The sequence below is a fragment of the Actinoplanes lobatus genome, from assembly GCF_014205215.1.
Classification (GTDB): Bacteria; Actinomycetota; Actinomycetes; order Mycobacteriales; family Micromonosporaceae; genus Actinoplanes; species Actinoplanes lobatus.
The window spans coordinates 8,040,573-8,056,736 of sequence record NZ_JACHNC010000001.1 but is presented as its reverse complement, the minus strand read 5'-3'; the positions used below and the strand labels follow the sequence as shown (position 1 = coordinate 8,056,736).

The window sequence follows — 16,164 nt, the reverse complement described above, 5'->3', positions numbered from 1 at the left end:
GGACCACGGGGCGGCCACCCGGGCCGTCGTGTGCGGTCCGTTCAGCATGTCGGCCGCGGTGTCTGAGGAACTTGGGGAGGAAGCGCGGGCTCACCCGTACCGGAAAAAGGTCAACCGCGGCGGGCGAGCCAGGGATTGGGGTCTCGCCGCACCTGGTCGATGGCCTGTAAGGCCGCGCCGATCACCGCGGCGTCCGGGCCCAGCAGGGAGGGGCGGACCTCGATGGGGGACCAGCGGGTCGTCAGGACTCGGCTGCGGAGTTCGCGGTCGATGCCGTCGGTCAGCCACGAGGTCAGGAGGGAGTAGCTGCCGCCCAGCAGCACGGTGTCCACGTTGACCAGGTTGACCAGGGCGGACACGGCGATGCCCAGGGCGGAGGCGGCCCGGTTCAGGGCGGCCAGGATCTCCGGGGAACCGTTCGAGACGAGCGTGTCGATGGCGACGGCCGGCTGCTGCGGCGACGATGGCAGATCCGGGGCGGCGTCGATGATGCGTTGCAGGCCGGCGTAGCACTGCAGGCAGCCGGTGGCGCCGCACGCGCACGCCGGGCCGGCGCTGTCGACCATGACGTGGCCGAGTTCGCCTCCCCAGCCGCGGGAGCCGCGCAGCGGGACCCCGCCGAGGACCAGGCCGGCGCCGATGTCGAATTCGCCGCTCACACAGACGAAGTCGCGCAGTTCGGGGCCGCCCGCGTAGAGCTCGCCGAGCGCGGCCAGGCCGGCGTCGTTGTCGACGCCGACCGGCAGATCGTCGGTGCCGATCAGGGTGGACAGGATCCCGCCCGCGTCGACATCCCGCCAGCCCAGCGTGGGCGCGAAGCGGACCATGCCGTCGTCGACCGGCCCCGGTACGGCGAGGGTGGCGCCCACGACGGTCAGGTTCTCGGCCATCGCCGCGTGGATCGCCTTCCCGGCCATGGCGGCCAGGCTCCGCAGCGTGTCCTCCGGATCCAGGTCCCGGCCGCGCGCCTGGCGGTGCGGGGCGAAGTCGAGGTGCCGAACCGTCCCGGTGAGGTCGACGACGCAGACCGAGAGGCTGTCCGCCCGGATGTCGAGGCCCAGCCCGGCCGGTCCGGTCCGTGCCAGGCTCAAACCCACCCGGGGACGGCCGCTGTTGCCGGACCGCGCCGGCTCCGCCTCCACGACCAGACCTGCCGTGAGCAGCTCGTCGACGATGCGGGAGATGGTCGGGCGGGTCAGTCCGGTGGCCGTCGCCAGCTCGATCCGCGAGATCGGGACAGGCGCGCCGACGATCTGCCGGAACGTGAGGATGAGGTTGTGGGCGCGAAGGCTGTCCTGCCGGACGGGCGTGTCGGTGGCGGGCGCGACCCGGTGCACCGGGCGGGTCATGATGCCAGTTCGTCGGCGTAGGCGGCGGCCCGCTCCGGCGGGAGCGCGCCGTCGGCGATCACCGTGACTATCCGGCGGGTAAGGGCCGATCCGGGGCCCAGTACGAGCGGCTCGTCCCACGACAGCGCCGACCCGATGCCGAGATAGTCGCGGGTGCGCACGAACCACCGGTCGGAACGGGTCCGCTCGGTCCCGCCGATGAAGACGAGCGTCCACGCGCCACCGCGCACCGACAACCATCGAGAAGTACGCCCGTGCACCGCCTCCAGTCCGGAACCGCTCTCCGCGTCGATCCGGACCGGTGAGTCAGGGGCGGGCGCCCGCCAGAAGAAACCGCCGTAACCCGCGCCCGGCCGCCCGTGCACCGCGGGACTGAGCACCGGCACGTCCCGGTCGGCGGCGTTGGAGAGCGTGAACCCGAAGTCGAGCACCCATGCGTCGTCGGCGAGCCGCCGGGCGGTGATCTCCCGCCGTTCGGTCAGCAGCAGGGCGCCGTCGATGCCGGTCCAGCGCAGGGCGTGGCCGATCTGCGCGGGGGTGCGCCGCAGCCAGCGGGCGTGCGCCTGGGTTCCCTGGTTGTCGAGCCAGGCGGGACCGTGCCCGGGTATGAAGGTGCGCCCGCCCCAGAAGTTGGCGCCGTCCACCTCGGCGACGGCGACGCTGACACCGAGATGGTGGCGGTGCGAGGCGGGCATCAGCTCGGTGACACAGATCCCGCCAAGCGTACGGACCGGATGCAGGTAGGGCCGGGGCGACAGGGCCACGGGCAGATCAGGACGCCACGTGTACTCGGCGACGACCTGGTCGGCGAGACGCAGGGTCGCAGGGGCGTCACCGGTCACGGCTGCCTCCGGGCTGGTCGGTCGATTCCCCAGCAGGATAGTCATGAGCCGGATCAGGTTCGGGGACGCCAGCCGCCGAGGTACGCGCCGATCGTGTACCGCCGTGCCTGTTCACGGGTCATCTCCGGACGGCCGCTGCCGGGCCCGGTGTTGGCGTACTCGCCGAACCGCCCGCTACCGGGAAGCCACGGCGCGGCGGCGACCCGCGGGCCGAGCACGGATTCGCGAACCACCACCTGCCCGCTCCGGCCCAGGAGAACGGTTCCCGTTTCCGCATCCGCGGCGCTGCCGATGCCGGATTCGTGGAGCGCTTGCCCGGTCCGGCTGAGGAGGCCGGTTGCGGTTTCCGCGGAGGCGCTGGCGCCGGATTGGTGGAGCGCTTGCCCGGTCTGGCTCAGACGATCGGTTGCGGTTTCCGCGGCGCAGCCGACGATCGATTTCAAGACCAGGATTCCGTACGGCTGAAGCGCGGGCGTGGCTACCGCGGTGACGCTCGCGCCGGTGGCCGGTTCGAGGGTGCACCGGTCGAGAACCGCCACGGCCGTCCCGGTGATCAGATCCCCGCCGCCGGCGACCGTGCAGTCCCGCAGGTAGCTGCGCCCGTGCCCGGCCAGGAACCCGGTCAGCCGGGTGCCGGCGAGAACCGTGCGATCGCCGGCGGACCGGACAGCGGGCGCCGCGGTGCCGGTGACGGTCAGCCCTCGAACCGTCGTGCCCTCGCCGAGCAGCGTGAACGTGGCCGCGTCGTCCCCGAGCGGCCCGCCGTAGAACTTCTGTCCACCCGAGTCCAGGTCGTAGGCGATGACCGCGTCGGCGGGCCCGGCGATGGTGACGTTCGACTGGCTGGGCCAGACTCGCACCTGCTCCCGGTAGTAGCCCGGCGCCACCCGGATGGTGACCGGTCCACGGGCGTCCCGGGTGGCGCCGAGCGCCGCCAGCAGACTGGCGTAGTCGCCGCTGCCGTCCAGCGCCACCGTGATCGTCGACGGTGTGGGCCGGGCCGTCGACTGCGGCCCGGCATACCGGGTGACCAGGTCCTTGACCCGTCGGGCGAGGTCGGGGGAGTAGCCGTAGGGCACCTCGAACGCCTCGCCGGCATGGTCGGCGCGTCCGGTCGTACCGGTGAGGATGTTCCGTCTCTGCACGAGCCCCGCCGCGGCGCCATGGACGACCAGCGGGTCATTGACCTGCTCGAACACGCTGTCCTCAACGAGCACGCGGGCGTTGTTGCGGCTCATCGTGCCGTACTGGGTCACGTTCTCCAGATAGTTGTTGTAGAGATGCGCGGCCGCCGTGTTGTCGATACTCCAGTTGCGTTGAACGGTATTGCGGATCCAGTTGTGATGTGCAGTCAACCTAGTCAATACGTTCGGCGTCCACCCGACGCCGAGTGCCTTGTTGATGTCGCTGACGACGTTCCAGGACAGGGTGACGTGATCGCTGTCCTTGCGGATGTCGATGCCGCCGTCGCCGACACGTTCGATCCTGGTGTGATCGATCCAGACATGATCGGCGGTGTCGAGCCGGATGCCGTCGTTGTCGTTGGCGGGACTCTTGCCGTCGAAATCGCCGGGGATGTAGGAGTCGCGAATCGTCAGGTTCCGAATGATCACGTTGTGGCTGCCGTTGAGGAACAGACCACCGCCGACGATCTCCGCACCCGCTCCGGCACCGACGATCGTCTTGTCCGAGGCGACCGGGATCATGTCCCCGAACGGATCGACCCGGATGCTGCCCACGACCTGGACAACAAGCGGATCCGCCGCCGAGGCGAACGCCCGGAGCTGCTCGAACGTGGTGGCGCGAACCGTGACGCCCGCGCTGCCCCCGGTGGTCCCAGCGGCAAACCCGTCAGCCACGCCACCGTTGGCGGCACCCACGACGAAGCCTTCGGCCGGACCGACTAGGCCACCGCCGACGGCGCCCGCGGCAAGGCCGTCATCCGTGCCAGCTCCGGTCAACCCCTGGACCCCGTTGGCCGTGTTGGCCGTGCTGGCCGAGTTGTTCCCTCCGGCCGCGTTGGCCGCGCTGGCCGAGTTGTTCCCTCCGGCCGTGTCGGCCGTGGTGGCTGTGCTGACCGCGCTGCCGTCGATGGCGCCGGCGGCGAAAACGTCGGCTGCGCTTACCGGGACGATGGCCGCCACCGCGGCGAGGACTACGGCGGTGATCATTTCTGCTCCGAGGTGGTGGCGTGGAAGTGGGCGAAGTCGGCATGACCGTCCGGGCCGGTGGCGAAAAGGGCGACGGTCGCGCCGATCCAGCCACCCGGGGTGGCGGTGAACGGTAGGCCGCACTCCCACCGTTCACCGCCGTACTCGGCGGCGAACCCGGTCACCACTCCATCGGTCACGGTCACGGCGAGGCGCACCCCGGCCTCGTCCGGGACCGCGACGGGCGCCGCCGCGTCTTTCTCCGCCTCGCCTTCGGCGTCGGCGATCCGGCAGGTCAGCCGGGTTCCGCCGGGCGTCCTTTCCAAGCCGATCCAGGCGTACGTGCGCCCCAGCACCGTGATTCCGCCCCGCGCGGAGTCGGCCCCACTGAGCCGCAGCATCGTCTCGGCGCGCAGGTGCGGCCCGGTCAGCGGCTGGCCCAGCAGGTTCGGGGCGGTACGCAGGTCGTCACCACCCGGAACGCAGGCGAGGCGCAACCCGTCACCAGGGTGATCGACGATCCACCCCGGCGACGGGTTGGCCGACCAGCTCCACTGCGGACCGGGCCGTCCGCGTGGGAAGGTGTCGCTGGTCGCCGGTGCGACCGGCACCCGGGGCAGGCCGTCCGGGGTGCGGTGCGCGCGTACCGGTGTGCCGTGGTCGCCGATGACCGGCCAGCCGTCCACCCAGGTCATCGGCTGTAGGTGGGTGATCCGCCCGTACGCTTCCCGGTCCTGGAAATGCACGAACCAGTCCTCGCCGCCGGGCGTGGAGACCCAGGCGCCCTGATGCGGCCCGTTGACGTCGCTGCCGCCCTGGGAGAGCGCGATCCGCGACTCGTAGGGGCCGAACACGTGACGGGAGCGCATCACGTACTGCCAGCCGTTCGTCACCCCGCCGCCGGGCGCGAAGATCCAGTACCAGCCGTCGCGGCGGTACCACTTGGGACCCTCGAGGGTGCGGCAGCCTGAAATGGCGTCCCCGTCGACGATCAGCGCCCCGCCGCCGAGGGGCCGGCTGAGATCCGGGGCCATCCGGTAGGCGGTGAGCCGGTTGTTGAACCCGCACCGGCTCTTCGCCCAGCCGTGCACCAGGTAGGCGCTGCCGTCGTCGTCCCACAGCGGGCACGGGTCGATCAACCCTTGTCCGGTCAAGACGAGACGAGGTGGACTCCACTCGCCGGCCGGGTCCTCGGCGGTGGTCACGTAGATGCCGAAGTCCGGATCCGGGTAGCAGATCCAGAACCGGCCATCGTGCAGACGCAGCGACGGCGCCCAGACCCCGCAACCCGGCCGGGGCACGCGGTAGTGCTCGTCGGGAACGAGCCGGGTCAGGGCGTGCCCGATGATCCGCCAGTCCACGAGGTTGGTGGAGTGCAACAACGGCAGTCCGGGAACCCGGTTGAAGCTGGACGCGACCAGGTAGAAGTCGTCGCCACGGCGGACGACGTCGGGGTCGGGCCAGTCGGCGTACAGGATCGGGTTGTGAAATCGGTCTGTCATGCCGGCTCCTCGCGGATGGCCGCCATCGCGGTGCCGGTGATGGCGCTGCTGGGTGGGCCGTCGGCGATCACCACGGACAGGCCGCGGGTGAGGGTGCCGCCGGGCGCGACGGTGAGCCGTTTCCAGGCGATCGCCGAGCACACGCCGGCGTAGTCGGCGGACCGCACGAACCAGGGGTCCTTCTCGTCGGCCAGGAAGATCAGCGTCCACGGTGTGCCCCCGCGGTGGTGGCCGCTGAGGACCACCCAGGGGTCGCGGCTGCCGTGCACGTCGCCGTTGGTGTCGCGGCCGTAGGCGTGCACCCGGTCGAGGCCGGCTGGCGCACGCCAGAAGAATCCGCCGTACCCGGCGCCTTCCCGGCCCCGGGCGGCCGGGCTGTCGATCTCCAGTGCGGTGCCGTCCGCGCTGGTCAGAGTGAAGGTGACACGCAGCATCCAGGCGTCGTGGGTGAGCTGCCGGACGGTCAGGACACGGCGCTCGTGGGCCAGGGTGACGCCGTCACGGCCGGTCCAGTGCAGCTCGTGTTCGGCGCGGTCGTCGTCCCGGTGCAGCCAGCGGTGGTGGTCCTGTCGGCCGTGGTTGTCCAGACGTATTGATCCATGACCGCTTACATATGTACTGCCGCCCCAGAAGTTGACGTCGTTGACGATCGGCAAGGCGATGCTGGCGCCCAGATGGTGGACGTGATCGTCGGGCATGAACCCGGTGACCGTGGTGCCGCCGAGCGTGGTGACCGGGTGCAGGTAGGGCCTGGGGGAGACGGTCGCGGGCAGTCGCGGATCCCAGACGTAGCGGGCGACGACCCGGCCGGCGCAGCGGAGTTCATGTGCCTGAGCCTTCGGCATGCCCGGCAAGCTATCCACGCCGGTGTATTTAAGTCAACCTCTGAAACAAACTCCGGCGAGGCGGTTGACATGGACGCTACTCGATAGATAAAACACTGAAACAAATCCGCTTGCCGGTCGGGAGGACCCATCGTGAACGCAATCGGCAACACCGCCGGGCCCACCCGGCGCCACCTGCTCACCCTCGCCGGGCTCACCGCCACCGCCGCCACCCTGCCCGGATGCGGCCGCGGCTTCGGCGGTGGAGGCGATGACGACGACGGCCGGATCGACATCAACATGGTGTGGTGGGGCGACGCCCAGCGCGCCCAGTTCACCCAGAAATCGCTGGACCTGTTCCAGACCGCCAACCCCGGCATCCGGGTGCGCACCGAATACCAGGACAGCTCGCCGTACAAGGACAAACTCGCCGCGCGCTTCGCGGCCGGCGACCCGCCCGACCTGATGGCCATGCGCTTCGACAGCCTCCGCGAGTACGCCGACCGCGGCACCCTGCTCGACCTGGCGAAACACGCCGGCACCCTGGACCTGACCGGTCTCACCGAGCCGGCCCGGGCGCTCGGCCAGGTCGGCCCGCAGATCTTCGGCGTGCCCTCCGGCCTCAACACGATCAGTTTCGTCGTCAACAAGACCATCACCGATCAGTACGGCGTGAGCATCCCGGACGGCGACACCTGGACCTGGGCGGACCTGTCGACGTTCGCCGCCGCCGTCACCAAGGCCAGCGGCGGCAAGGTCTACGGCACCAACTTCGAACCCTGGACCGTCGCCAACCTGCTCGTCTTCGCCCGCCAGCGCGGCGAGGACTTCTTCACCGCGGACGGCCGACTCGGCTCCACCGCCGGCACCATCACCGCCTGGTTCGAGTTGACCGAGGGCCTGCGCGCCGCCAAGGCGTTCCCGCCGGCCGGGTTCATCGACCAGAACAACGGCGCCTCACCGGCCCAGTCCTACCTGGCCAAGAAGTCGATCGCCTCGCAGATCATCCCGTCGAACAACCTGCTCGGCTACAACCAGGCGTCCGGCGGCAATCTCGTCATGCTGCGCATCCCGGGGGAGACCGCCCGCCGCGGGCAGTCCATCGACACCCCGGCCCTGTGGTCGATCGCCGCCACCTCGAAGCATCCCGACGAGACGCTCAAGCTGCTCAACTTCCTGATCAACGACGTGGAGGCGGCACGGGTCGGCGGCGCCACCCGCGGTGTGCCGCCGAACCGGAAGATCGCCGAGCAGATCGCGCCCGACCTGGACGCCGACAACAAGCGGGCCACCGAGTTCCTCAGCGCGCTGCAGAACGAGAAGCTGCCGCCGTCCTACCCGTACCCGGTCGGCGCCAGCAAACTCACCAACATCCTCAAGACGATCAGCACCGAGGTCGAGTTCGGGCGGCTCAAGCCGGCCGCCGCCGGGGAGCGGTTCATCACCGAGGCCCGCAAGGAGATCCACGGATGACGGCGATCCGGCGCCAGGACCGGGCCGGCTACCTGTTCCTGCTGCCCTGGTTCGGCGGCATGCTGTTCATGATCGTCCCGTTCTTCGCGTCGCTGTACCTGGCGTTCACCGACTACGACCTGCTCACCGCACCGACCTGGGCCGGACTGGACAACTTCCGGCGCATGTTCGACGACGCCAAACTGCACCAGTCACTCAAGGTAACGATCATCTACACGGTCGTCTCCGTACCGTTGTCGTTGATCGTCGCCCTTGCCGTCGCCATGGTCCTCGACCGCGGCGTGCGCGGACTGGGCATCTACCGCAGCGTCTACTACCTGCCCTCGCTACTGGCCGGCAGCGTCGCGATCGTCATGCTGTGGCGCTACATCTTCGGCTACAACGGCGTCGTCAACGACTTCCTGGCCTGGTTCGGCATTCAAGGCCCCGGATGGGCCTCCGATCCCCGGTACGCGTTGAGCACATTGATCCTGCTGCACATATGGACGTTCGGCTCACCCATGGTGATCTTCCTGGCCGGGCTGCGACAGATCCCGGCCATGTACTACGAGGCCGCGTCGATGGACGGCGCCTCCGGGTGGCGGCAGTTCCGCTCGATCACGTTGCCGCTGCTCAGCCCGATCATCTTCTTCAACCTGGTGCAGGCGCTGATCGCGTCCTTTCAAACCTTCACCCAGGGGTACGTGATCAGCAACGGCACCGGCGGCCCCGGCGAATCCACGCTGTTCTACAACCTGTACCTGTACCAGAAGGGCTTCGCCGAATTCGACATGGGCTACGCGTCCGCGCTGGCCTGGCTGCTGTTGGTGATCATCGCCGGGTTCACGGCGGTCAACTTCCTGGCGGCCCGCTTCTGGGTCTTCTACGACAACTGACAGGGCACTCATGACGCTCACCATGACCCGGGAATCCTCCGTCGAGCCGCCGGTCGATCAACCGATGCCGAAACGCCGTCGCCCCCGCTTCATCCGGCACGTGCTGCTCAGCGCGGTCGGCGTGCTCATGATGTACCCGCTGCTGTGGATGATCTCCAGCTCGCTCAAGCCCAGCAACACCGTCTTCACCGACGAATCGCTGTGGCCGGCCGTGTTCGATTTCGGCAACTACTCCCGCGGCTGGACCGCGCTCAGCGAACCGTTCGAGATCTATCTCGTCAACTCGCTGGTCATCGTGATCCTCAGCATCGTCGGCAACCTGCTGTCCTGCTCGCTCGCCGCGTACGCCTTCGCCCGGCTGCGCTTCACCGGCCGCAAGCTGTTCTTCGCCATGATGCTCGGCACCATGATGCTGCCCGGCCATGTGCTGGTCGTCCCGCAGTACGTCATGTTCGACCGGCTGGGATGGCTCAACACGTACTACCCGCTGCTGGTCCCGCACTTCCTGGCCACCAACGGGTTCTACATCTTCCTGATGGTCCAGTTCATGCGATCGCTGCCGCAGGAGCTCGACGACGCGGCCCGCATCGACGGGTGTGGCCCCTTCCGTACGTTCTGGAAGGTCATCATGCCGCTCTGCCTGCCGGCCTTCGCCACCACCGCGATCTTCACCTTCATCTCGGTGTGGAACGAGTTCTTCGGCCCACTGCTCTACCTCACCGACCCCGAGCTGTACACCGTCCCGCTCGCCCTGCGGCAGTTCATGGACTCCGAAGGGCAGAGCCAGTGGGGCGAGATGTTCGCGATGTCGTTCCTGTCCCTGGCGCCGGTCATCGGCTTCTTCATCGCCGGCCAGAAATACCTGGTGAAGGGCATCGCCACCACCGGCCTCCGGTAACCCCCAAACCCGGAAGGAAGGATCCCCATGATGCGCAAGGTGTTGGTCCTCGCGCTCCTCGCCGCGGGTGTGCTGTTCGGCATGCCCACGGCGCCCGCCCAAGCGGCACCGTCCACGGGTGTCGTCTATCAGCTCAAGGTGACCAAGTCCGGCATGTGTCTCGACGTGCCGGGCGCGTCGACGGCCGATGGTGCTCTGCTCCAGCAGTGGGGTTGCACCGTGAACTCCACGTGGCAGCAGTTCACGCTGGTCGCCTCGGGTTCGAACTATCTGATCAAGAACGTCAACAGTGGCAAGTGTGTTGACGTGCCGGGCTGGTCGACGGCGTCCGGAACTCAACTGCAGCAGTACACGTGTGTATCCAGTCAAGCCAATCAACAGTGGCGGCTGGTGGCGAGTGGATCCAACACGTATCAGGTCGTCAATGTGAACAGTGGCCTGTGCATGTCGGACAAGGACGCCTCCACCTCGTCGGGTGGGGCGATCATCCAGGAGACGTGCACCGCCAACACGAACAAACAGTGGGGCTTCGTCACCACCAGCACGGCCGGTGCGACGGTCGCGGCCGACGGCAGCGGTCAGTACACCACCGTGCAGGCCGCCATCGACGCCGTCCCGGCCAACAACACCACCCGGCGCGTCATCACGATCGCCCCGGGCACCTACCGCGAGATCGTCACCATCCCGTCGAACAAGCCCTACGTCACCCTCCAGGGCCTCGGCAGCGCCCCCGGCCAGACGGTGATCGTCAACAACCACAGCTCGGCCGGTGGCTACGGCACCTCGGGCAGCGCCACCGTATTCGTCAACGGTGCGAACTTCGCCGCCACCAACCTGACCCTCTCCAACGACTACGGCGAGGGCAGCCAGGCCGTCGCCGCCAACCTCAACGGCGACCGGTCGGTCTTCGACAACGTCCGCTTCCTCGGCGCCCAGGACACGCTGCTGGTCAACAACTACCGGCACTACGTGAAGAACAGCTACGTCGAGGGCACCGTCGACTTCATCTTCGGCAGCGGCACGGCCGTCTTCCAGAACACCGCCGTCTACCAGAAACGCAGTACCGGCGGCCCGATCACGGCGGCCCGGACCGACGCCGCCAACGCCTACGGATTCCTCTTCTACAAGTGCACGGTCACCGGCGCGACCAGCAACACCACGCAGCTGGGCCGCCCGTGGGGACCGGATGCCCAGGTCCTCTACCGGGAGACCAGCCTGAGCGCCACCATCGCCACCGCCCAGCCGTGGATCAACATGTCCTCCAACGTGTGGACCAACGCCCGGTTCTTCGAATACAAGAACACCGGATCCGGCGCCACGATCAACGGCAACCGGCCGCAGATGAGCGACGCCACCGCGGTCAACTACACCCCGCAGAAGTATCTGGCCGGCACCGACGGCTGGAACCCGGTCGGATGAGAGGGGAGTGATCATGCGCAGGTTCTTCGCGTCCGCGTTGCTGGTGGCGTCCGTATTGATCGGTCTCGGTCCCTCCCCGGCCCAGGCCGCCCCGGCGACGGGTGTGGTCTATCAGCTCAAGGTGACCAAGTCCGGCATGTGTCTCGACGTGCCGGGCGCGTCCACCGCGAACGGTGCTCTGTTGCAGCAGTGGGGTTGCACGGTCAACTCGACGTGGCAGCAGTTCACGTTGGTGGCGTCCGGTTCCAACTACTTGATCAAGAACGTCAACAGTGGCAAGTGTGTTGACGTGCCGGGCTGGTCGACGGCGTCCGGAACTCAACTGCAGCAGTACACGTGTGTATCCAGTCAAGCCAATCAACAGTGGCGACTGGTGTCGAGTGGATCCAACACGTATCAGGTCATCAATGTGAACAGTGGCCTGTGCATGTCGGACAAGGACGCCTCCACCGCATCAGGTGCGGCGATCATCCAGGAGACGTGCACCGCCAACACCAACAAGCAGTGGGGCTTCGTCTCCACGAGCGCACGCACCTGGCCGTCGACCCCGGACGGCTTCGCGTCGACCGGCGGCGGCACCACCGGGGGAGCGGGCGGCACCACGGTCACCGTCACCACCCAGGCCGACCTGGCCCGATACGCCGCCGCGTCCGGCTCCTACGTGATCCGGGTGGCGGCCGCCATCACCATCAGCCCGATCGGCACCGAGATCCCGGTTACCTCCAACAAGACGATCGTCGGTGTCGGCACGAGCGGACAGCTCGTCGGCGGCGGCTTCTTCCTCGGCGCCGGCACCCGCAACGTGATCATCCGGAACCTGACCATCCGCGACACCCGGATGGCCGACGACGACCCGGGCGACGACGTCTACGACTACGACGGCATCCAGATGGACACCGCCGACCACATCTGGATCGACCACAACCTCATCACCCGCATGAACGACGGCCTGATCGACTCCCGCAAGGACACCAGCTATCTGACCGTGTCATGGAACGTCCTCGCCGAGGGCAACAAGGCCTTCGGCATCGGCTGGACCGACAACGTCACGGCCCGGATGACGATCCACCACAACTGGATCCACAACACCGGCCAGCGCAACCCCAGCACCGACAACGTCGCCTACGCCCACCTCTACAACAACTACCTGCAAACCATCAGCGGCTACGGCAACTACTCACGCGGCGCCACGAAGATGGTCCTGGAGAACAGCTACTTCGACGGGGTGAAGGACCCCTTCTACCCGGACTCCACGGCACAACTGCGCCAGTCCGGCAGCATCCTGGTCAACTGCACCGGCAACCAGACCACCCTCGGGTCGGCCTTCACCCCGGCCAGCTTCTACTCCTACACCCTCGACGCGGCCGCCGACGTGCCCGCCATGCTGCGGACCTACGCCGGCCCGCAGGCCAACATCGGAACCTGAACGACCCGGTCACCCGGACCGGCGTGCGGACCCACGGGCACGCAGGCCCGGTAGACCCCGGACCGGCGTGCGGACCCACGGGCACGCAGGCCCGGCAGACCCCGAGCCGGCCCGCCGACCTACGGGCCACGGGCCGGCTCGCTCCAGAGCCGGCCCGCGGAACCCACGATCCGCGGGCCGGCTCGCTAACGCCGGGGCCCGTGGATCTCGCGATGCAGCCGCTCCATCCGCAGATCGAGCCGCGCCGCATCCTCAGCCGCCGCGGTCAGCTCGTCACGCAGCCGCGGCGGCACCACGTCCGGATCGTGCTTGTAGTAGATCTTGTGTTCCAGGCTGGCCCAGAAATCCATGGCCACGGTCCGCAGCTGCACCTCGACCGGCACCGCCACCACCCGGTCCGACATGAAGACCGGGACCTCCACGATCAGGTGCAGGCTGCGGTACCCGTTGGGTTTCGGGTTGGCGATGTAGTCCTTCTCGACGACCAGGTGGACGTCCGGCTGCCGGGTCAACATTTTCGCCACCGTGTAGACGTCCGACACGAAACTGCACACGATCCGAATCCCGGCGATGTCCCGGATCTGGTCCCGCAGGTCCTCGAACGTGAGTGAGCAGCCCAGCCGCCGGGCCTTCGCCGTGATGCTGGCCGGCGACTTCAGCCGCGGCAACACGTGCTCGATCGGGTTACCGCTGCCCCGATGGGCGAGTTCCTCGGCCAGGATGGTGACCTTCGTGTTGATCTCGGCCAGCCCGAACTTGTACACCATGAGGAGGTGGTTGAGGTCGGTGAGCTGCTCGTGCCACGTCTCGGGATGGACCCGGCGGGCGATCTGTCCGGGATAATCGGTCGTCACGTCGCATCTCTCTCTACCGATAGCGGCACGTCAGCGCTGCCGCTCCACGGACTTCGCCCGGTACATGGCGGCGTCCGCCTCGCGGAGCAGGTAATCGGGGTCCGAGGTGCCGTCGCCGGAGATCGCCGCCCCGATGCTGAGACCCACCTCGACGACGTGCCCGTCGATGGTGAACGGTTCGGTCACGGTGGCCTTGATCGCGGCGATGACCTCGTGAGCCCCACCCGACCCGGACACCCCGTCGATCAGTACGACGAACTCGTCCCCACCCAGCCGGGCCACCGTATCGGTGCGCCGCAACCGCCTGGTCAACCGCCGCGCCACCTGTATCAGCAGCTGGTCGCCGACAGCGTGACCGTGGGTGTCGTTCACCGCCTTGAACCCGTCCAGGTCGAGCAGCAGGATAGCGAACCGGTATCCCGCCTCCCGGGCCGCCCGCCGTTCCGCCTGCGCCATCCGGTCCTCCAGCAGCACCCGGTTCGGCAGCCCGGTCAGATGATCACGCAGCGCCGCCTGCCGCAGCTTCTCCTGCATCACCCCGTAGTCCAGAGCCTTGGCCAGCAACGACCCGGAATGGTTCATCATCTCCCGGCCCGGCGGGGTGGTCGACTGGATACGGCCGACCGCCGCCAACATGCCCCAGTCCTGCGCCGGGGTCCGGACCGGCACCACGAACACGATCTCCCCGTCCGCGCCGTACGCCCGCTCGAACAGGTCCGCCGGCGGGAATTCATCCACCGGGAGGACACCGCCGGCCGGGAACCGGTACCCGCCTCGCACATGCAGCGTGTCCGGAAGATCCGGATGCCACAGTCCGAGGCATCCGGCCGTCGCCGGGGTCAGCTCCAGCCAGGCCAGGTCCCGCGGGTCCCGCTCCTGGGCGCCGAGCAGCGCCACACCCAGCTCGTACTGGATGTTCAACGTCTCCTGGAGGTAACTGACCTGCTGAAACAGTGCCCGGGTGTGTGCCTCGGACACCGGCAGACCGCCACCGGAACAGCCGCACGACTCCCGGTTCACGAACACCGTCGGCACCTCGCGGTGGGTGACCGGCTGATCCATCAGCTCGTACACCGCCCGGCCCAGCTCGTCGAGCGGCTGCCGCACGCTGGACAGTGCCGGCCGCAGGTAGGCCGCGTCGGCGATGTCGTCGAACCCGACCACCGCGAGATCGCCGGGCACCGCGTACCCGGCCGCCCGCATCCGCCCGATCAACCCGATCGCGTTCCGGTCGGTGCCCAGCACGATCGCCGACACCGGCATCCCGGCCCGGATCAGCAGGTCGGCGACCGCCTCCCCGCCGCTCTCGTGGTTGTCGCCGGTGTCCATCACCAGCGGTTCCAGACCGTTCGCGGCGAGCGCCTCCGCGTACCCGGCATGCCGTTCCCGCAGGTCGAAGTGCGCCAGATAGCCGGCGAACGCGATCCGCTCGTGACCGTGTTCGATCAGATGTGCGACCGCGTCCCGTACCCCGCTGCGGTTATCGGCCAGGACCACCGACGAAGCCGGCACCTCCTGCGCGACGAAGACCACCGGAAGCCCGGCCTGCCGGGCGTCCGTGGCGTAGCCGGTCGCGGCAGCGCCCGGCAGCACCGCCAGCCCGGACAGGTGCCGCCACCCCAGCGGCCGATCGAAATCGGGCAGACCGCTGCGGTCGGCACTGTGCGAACCCGGGTTCAGGGTCTGCACGGCCATCACCCGGTCGCCGGCGGCCACCGCGGCCGCGTTGACCGCCTCGATGATCGCGCCGTAGTAGTCACCGCCGACGAACGGCGAGAGAATCCCGAACACACGCCCACTCACACCGCCCATGATTCCGCAAACCGCGCGGGCTCATGCCCAGGTCAGGACGATGGTCAGCGCAGGCCGAGCGCCGACAGCGCGGAACGCACCGCCGCACCCGCGGGCCGCAGGACCTCGTCACGCACCCAGCGCCCGGCCGGGGCCACGATGGCGCGCCACACCCACGCCACGCCCTGGAACAGCAGTCCGAACGTCCACCGCCAGACGAACCGGATCGCGATCCCGATCGGTCGCAGCACGAACCGGTAGGCCCCGTCCCAGCCGATCTTGAGGAACCACAGCAGCGCCCGGCCCACCGGGGCCAGCACCCACCGCCACACGAATTCCAGGCTCACCGCGATCGCGATCCCGATGGGACGCAGCACCCAGCGATAGAAGGCCTCCGCAACCGGCACGATCACGGCCCGCCACAGCCACCGCAGCGGCACGGCCAGCACCGCCCAGAGCCATGCGAAAACGATCAGCAGACCCTTGCCCACCCAGCGCAGCACCGGCGCGATCACGGCCCGCCACAGCCACGCGAGCGGAACCACCACGAGATGACGCCACAGCCACGCGAGCGGGATGACCACGAGATGACGCCACAGCCAGACGACCGGCGTCATCAGATAGGCGAGCGCTTCGAACAACAGGCGGAACGGCAGCACCACGACGATGGCGACCGCCCGGATCGGCCAGAGAAACCACGGAAGATCGGATTCGCGGGACTGATCGATGTTCGGCACGCGCTCAAGGTAGCCGATACCGCA

General features: G+C 68.7%; 13 protein-coding genes. 5 read left to right on the top strand and 8 right to left on the bottom strand.

Going from position 1 to position 16,164, the window contains the following annotated elements:
• Window positions 1–110: 110 nt before the first annotated feature.
• The 5 genes from BJ964_RS37040 to BJ964_RS37020 are packed head-to-tail and all read right to left on the bottom strand — an operon-like array spanning window position 111 to window position 6,688.
• Window positions 111–1,349, bottom strand: coding sequence for an ROK family transcriptional regulator (locus BJ964_RS37040; RefSeq protein ID WP_188125003.1), 1,239 nt, complete (start codon window positions 1,347–1,349; stop codon window positions 111–113).
• Window positions 1,346–2,236 (bottom strand): DUF6807 domain-containing protein, encoded by an 891-nt coding sequence (locus BJ964_RS37035; RefSeq protein ID WP_203832420.1) that lies wholly within the window; start codon window positions 2,234–2,236, stop codon window positions 1,346–1,348. The genes BJ964_RS37040 and BJ964_RS37035 overlap by 4 nt, the downstream gene beginning before the upstream one ends.
• A gap of 8 nt (window positions 2,237–2,244) precedes the next feature.
• Entirely contained in the window at window positions 2,245–4,362 is a 2,118-nt protein-coding gene (locus BJ964_RS37030) for a pectinesterase family protein (RefSeq protein ID WP_188125002.1), read from the bottom strand.
• The gene (locus BJ964_RS37025) at window positions 4,359–5,843 is read right to left on the bottom strand and encodes a glycoside hydrolase family 43 protein (RefSeq protein WP_188125001.1); all 1,485 of its coding nucleotides are present in this window, start codon (window positions 5,841–5,843) and stop codon (window positions 4,359–4,361) included. Before BJ964_RS37025 ends, BJ964_RS37030 begins: the two co-directional genes overlap by 4 nt.
• Complete coding sequence (locus tag BJ964_RS37020; RefSeq protein ID WP_188125000.1) at window positions 5,840–6,688, bottom strand: DUF6807 domain-containing protein; 849 nt, start codon at window positions 6,686–6,688, stop codon at window positions 5,840–5,842. Before BJ964_RS37020 ends, BJ964_RS37025 begins: the two co-directional genes overlap by 4 nt.
• Window positions 6,689–6,820: 132 nt before the next feature.
• Here BJ964_RS37020 and BJ964_RS37015 point away from each other — a divergent pair, with 132 nt between their 5' ends.
• From BJ964_RS37015 to BJ964_RS36995, 5 genes are read left to right on the top strand one after another with little or no spacing between them, the layout of a single operon-like run.
• The gene (locus BJ964_RS37015; RefSeq protein WP_188124999.1) at window positions 6,821–8,140 is read left to right on the top strand and encodes an ABC transporter substrate-binding protein; all 1,320 of its coding nucleotides are present in this window, start codon (window positions 6,821–6,823) and stop codon (window positions 8,138–8,140) included.
• Entirely contained in the window at window positions 8,137–9,015 is an 879-nt protein-coding gene (locus BJ964_RS37010; RefSeq protein WP_188124998.1) for a carbohydrate ABC transporter permease, read from the top strand. The genes BJ964_RS37015 and BJ964_RS37010 overlap by 4 nt, the downstream gene beginning before the upstream one ends.
• 10 nt (window positions 9,016–9,025) lie before the next feature.
• Window positions 9,026–9,913, top strand: a complete 888-nt coding sequence (locus BJ964_RS37005; protein ID WP_188124997.1) for a carbohydrate ABC transporter permease — start codon at window positions 9,026–9,028, stop codon at window positions 9,911–9,913.
• Between the two features lie 30 nt (window positions 9,914–9,943).
• Complete coding sequence (locus tag BJ964_RS37000) at window positions 9,944–11,332, top strand: pectinesterase family protein (protein WP_229806662.1); 1,389 nt, start codon at window positions 9,944–9,946, stop codon at window positions 11,330–11,332.
• A 13-nt stretch (window positions 11,333–11,345) separates the two neighbouring features.
• Window positions 11,346–12,758 (top strand): RICIN domain-containing protein, encoded by a 1,413-nt coding sequence (locus BJ964_RS36995; RefSeq protein WP_188124995.1) that lies wholly within the window; start codon window positions 11,346–11,348, stop codon window positions 12,756–12,758.
• 185 nt (window positions 12,759–12,943) lie between these two features.
• Here BJ964_RS36995 and BJ964_RS36990 read toward each other — a convergent pair whose 3' ends face one another.
• The 3 genes from BJ964_RS36990 to BJ964_RS36980 are packed head-to-tail and all read right to left on the bottom strand — an operon-like array spanning window position 12,944 to window position 16,140.
• Entirely contained in the window at window positions 12,944–13,612 is a 669-nt protein-coding gene (locus BJ964_RS36990) for a GTP pyrophosphokinase (RefSeq protein ID WP_229806661.1), read from the bottom strand.
• A gap of 30 nt (window positions 13,613–13,642) precedes the next feature.
• Window positions 13,643–15,415, bottom strand: a complete 1,773-nt coding sequence (locus tag BJ964_RS36985; protein ID WP_188124994.1) for a substrate-binding and GGDEF domain-containing protein — start codon at window positions 15,413–15,415, stop codon at window positions 13,643–13,645.
• 53 nt (window positions 15,416–15,468) lie between these two features.
• Window positions 15,469–16,140, bottom strand: a complete 672-nt coding sequence (locus BJ964_RS36980; protein ID WP_188124993.1) for a hypothetical protein — start codon at window positions 16,138–16,140, stop codon at window positions 15,469–15,471.
• Between the last annotated feature and the right edge of the window lie 24 nt (window positions 16,141–16,164).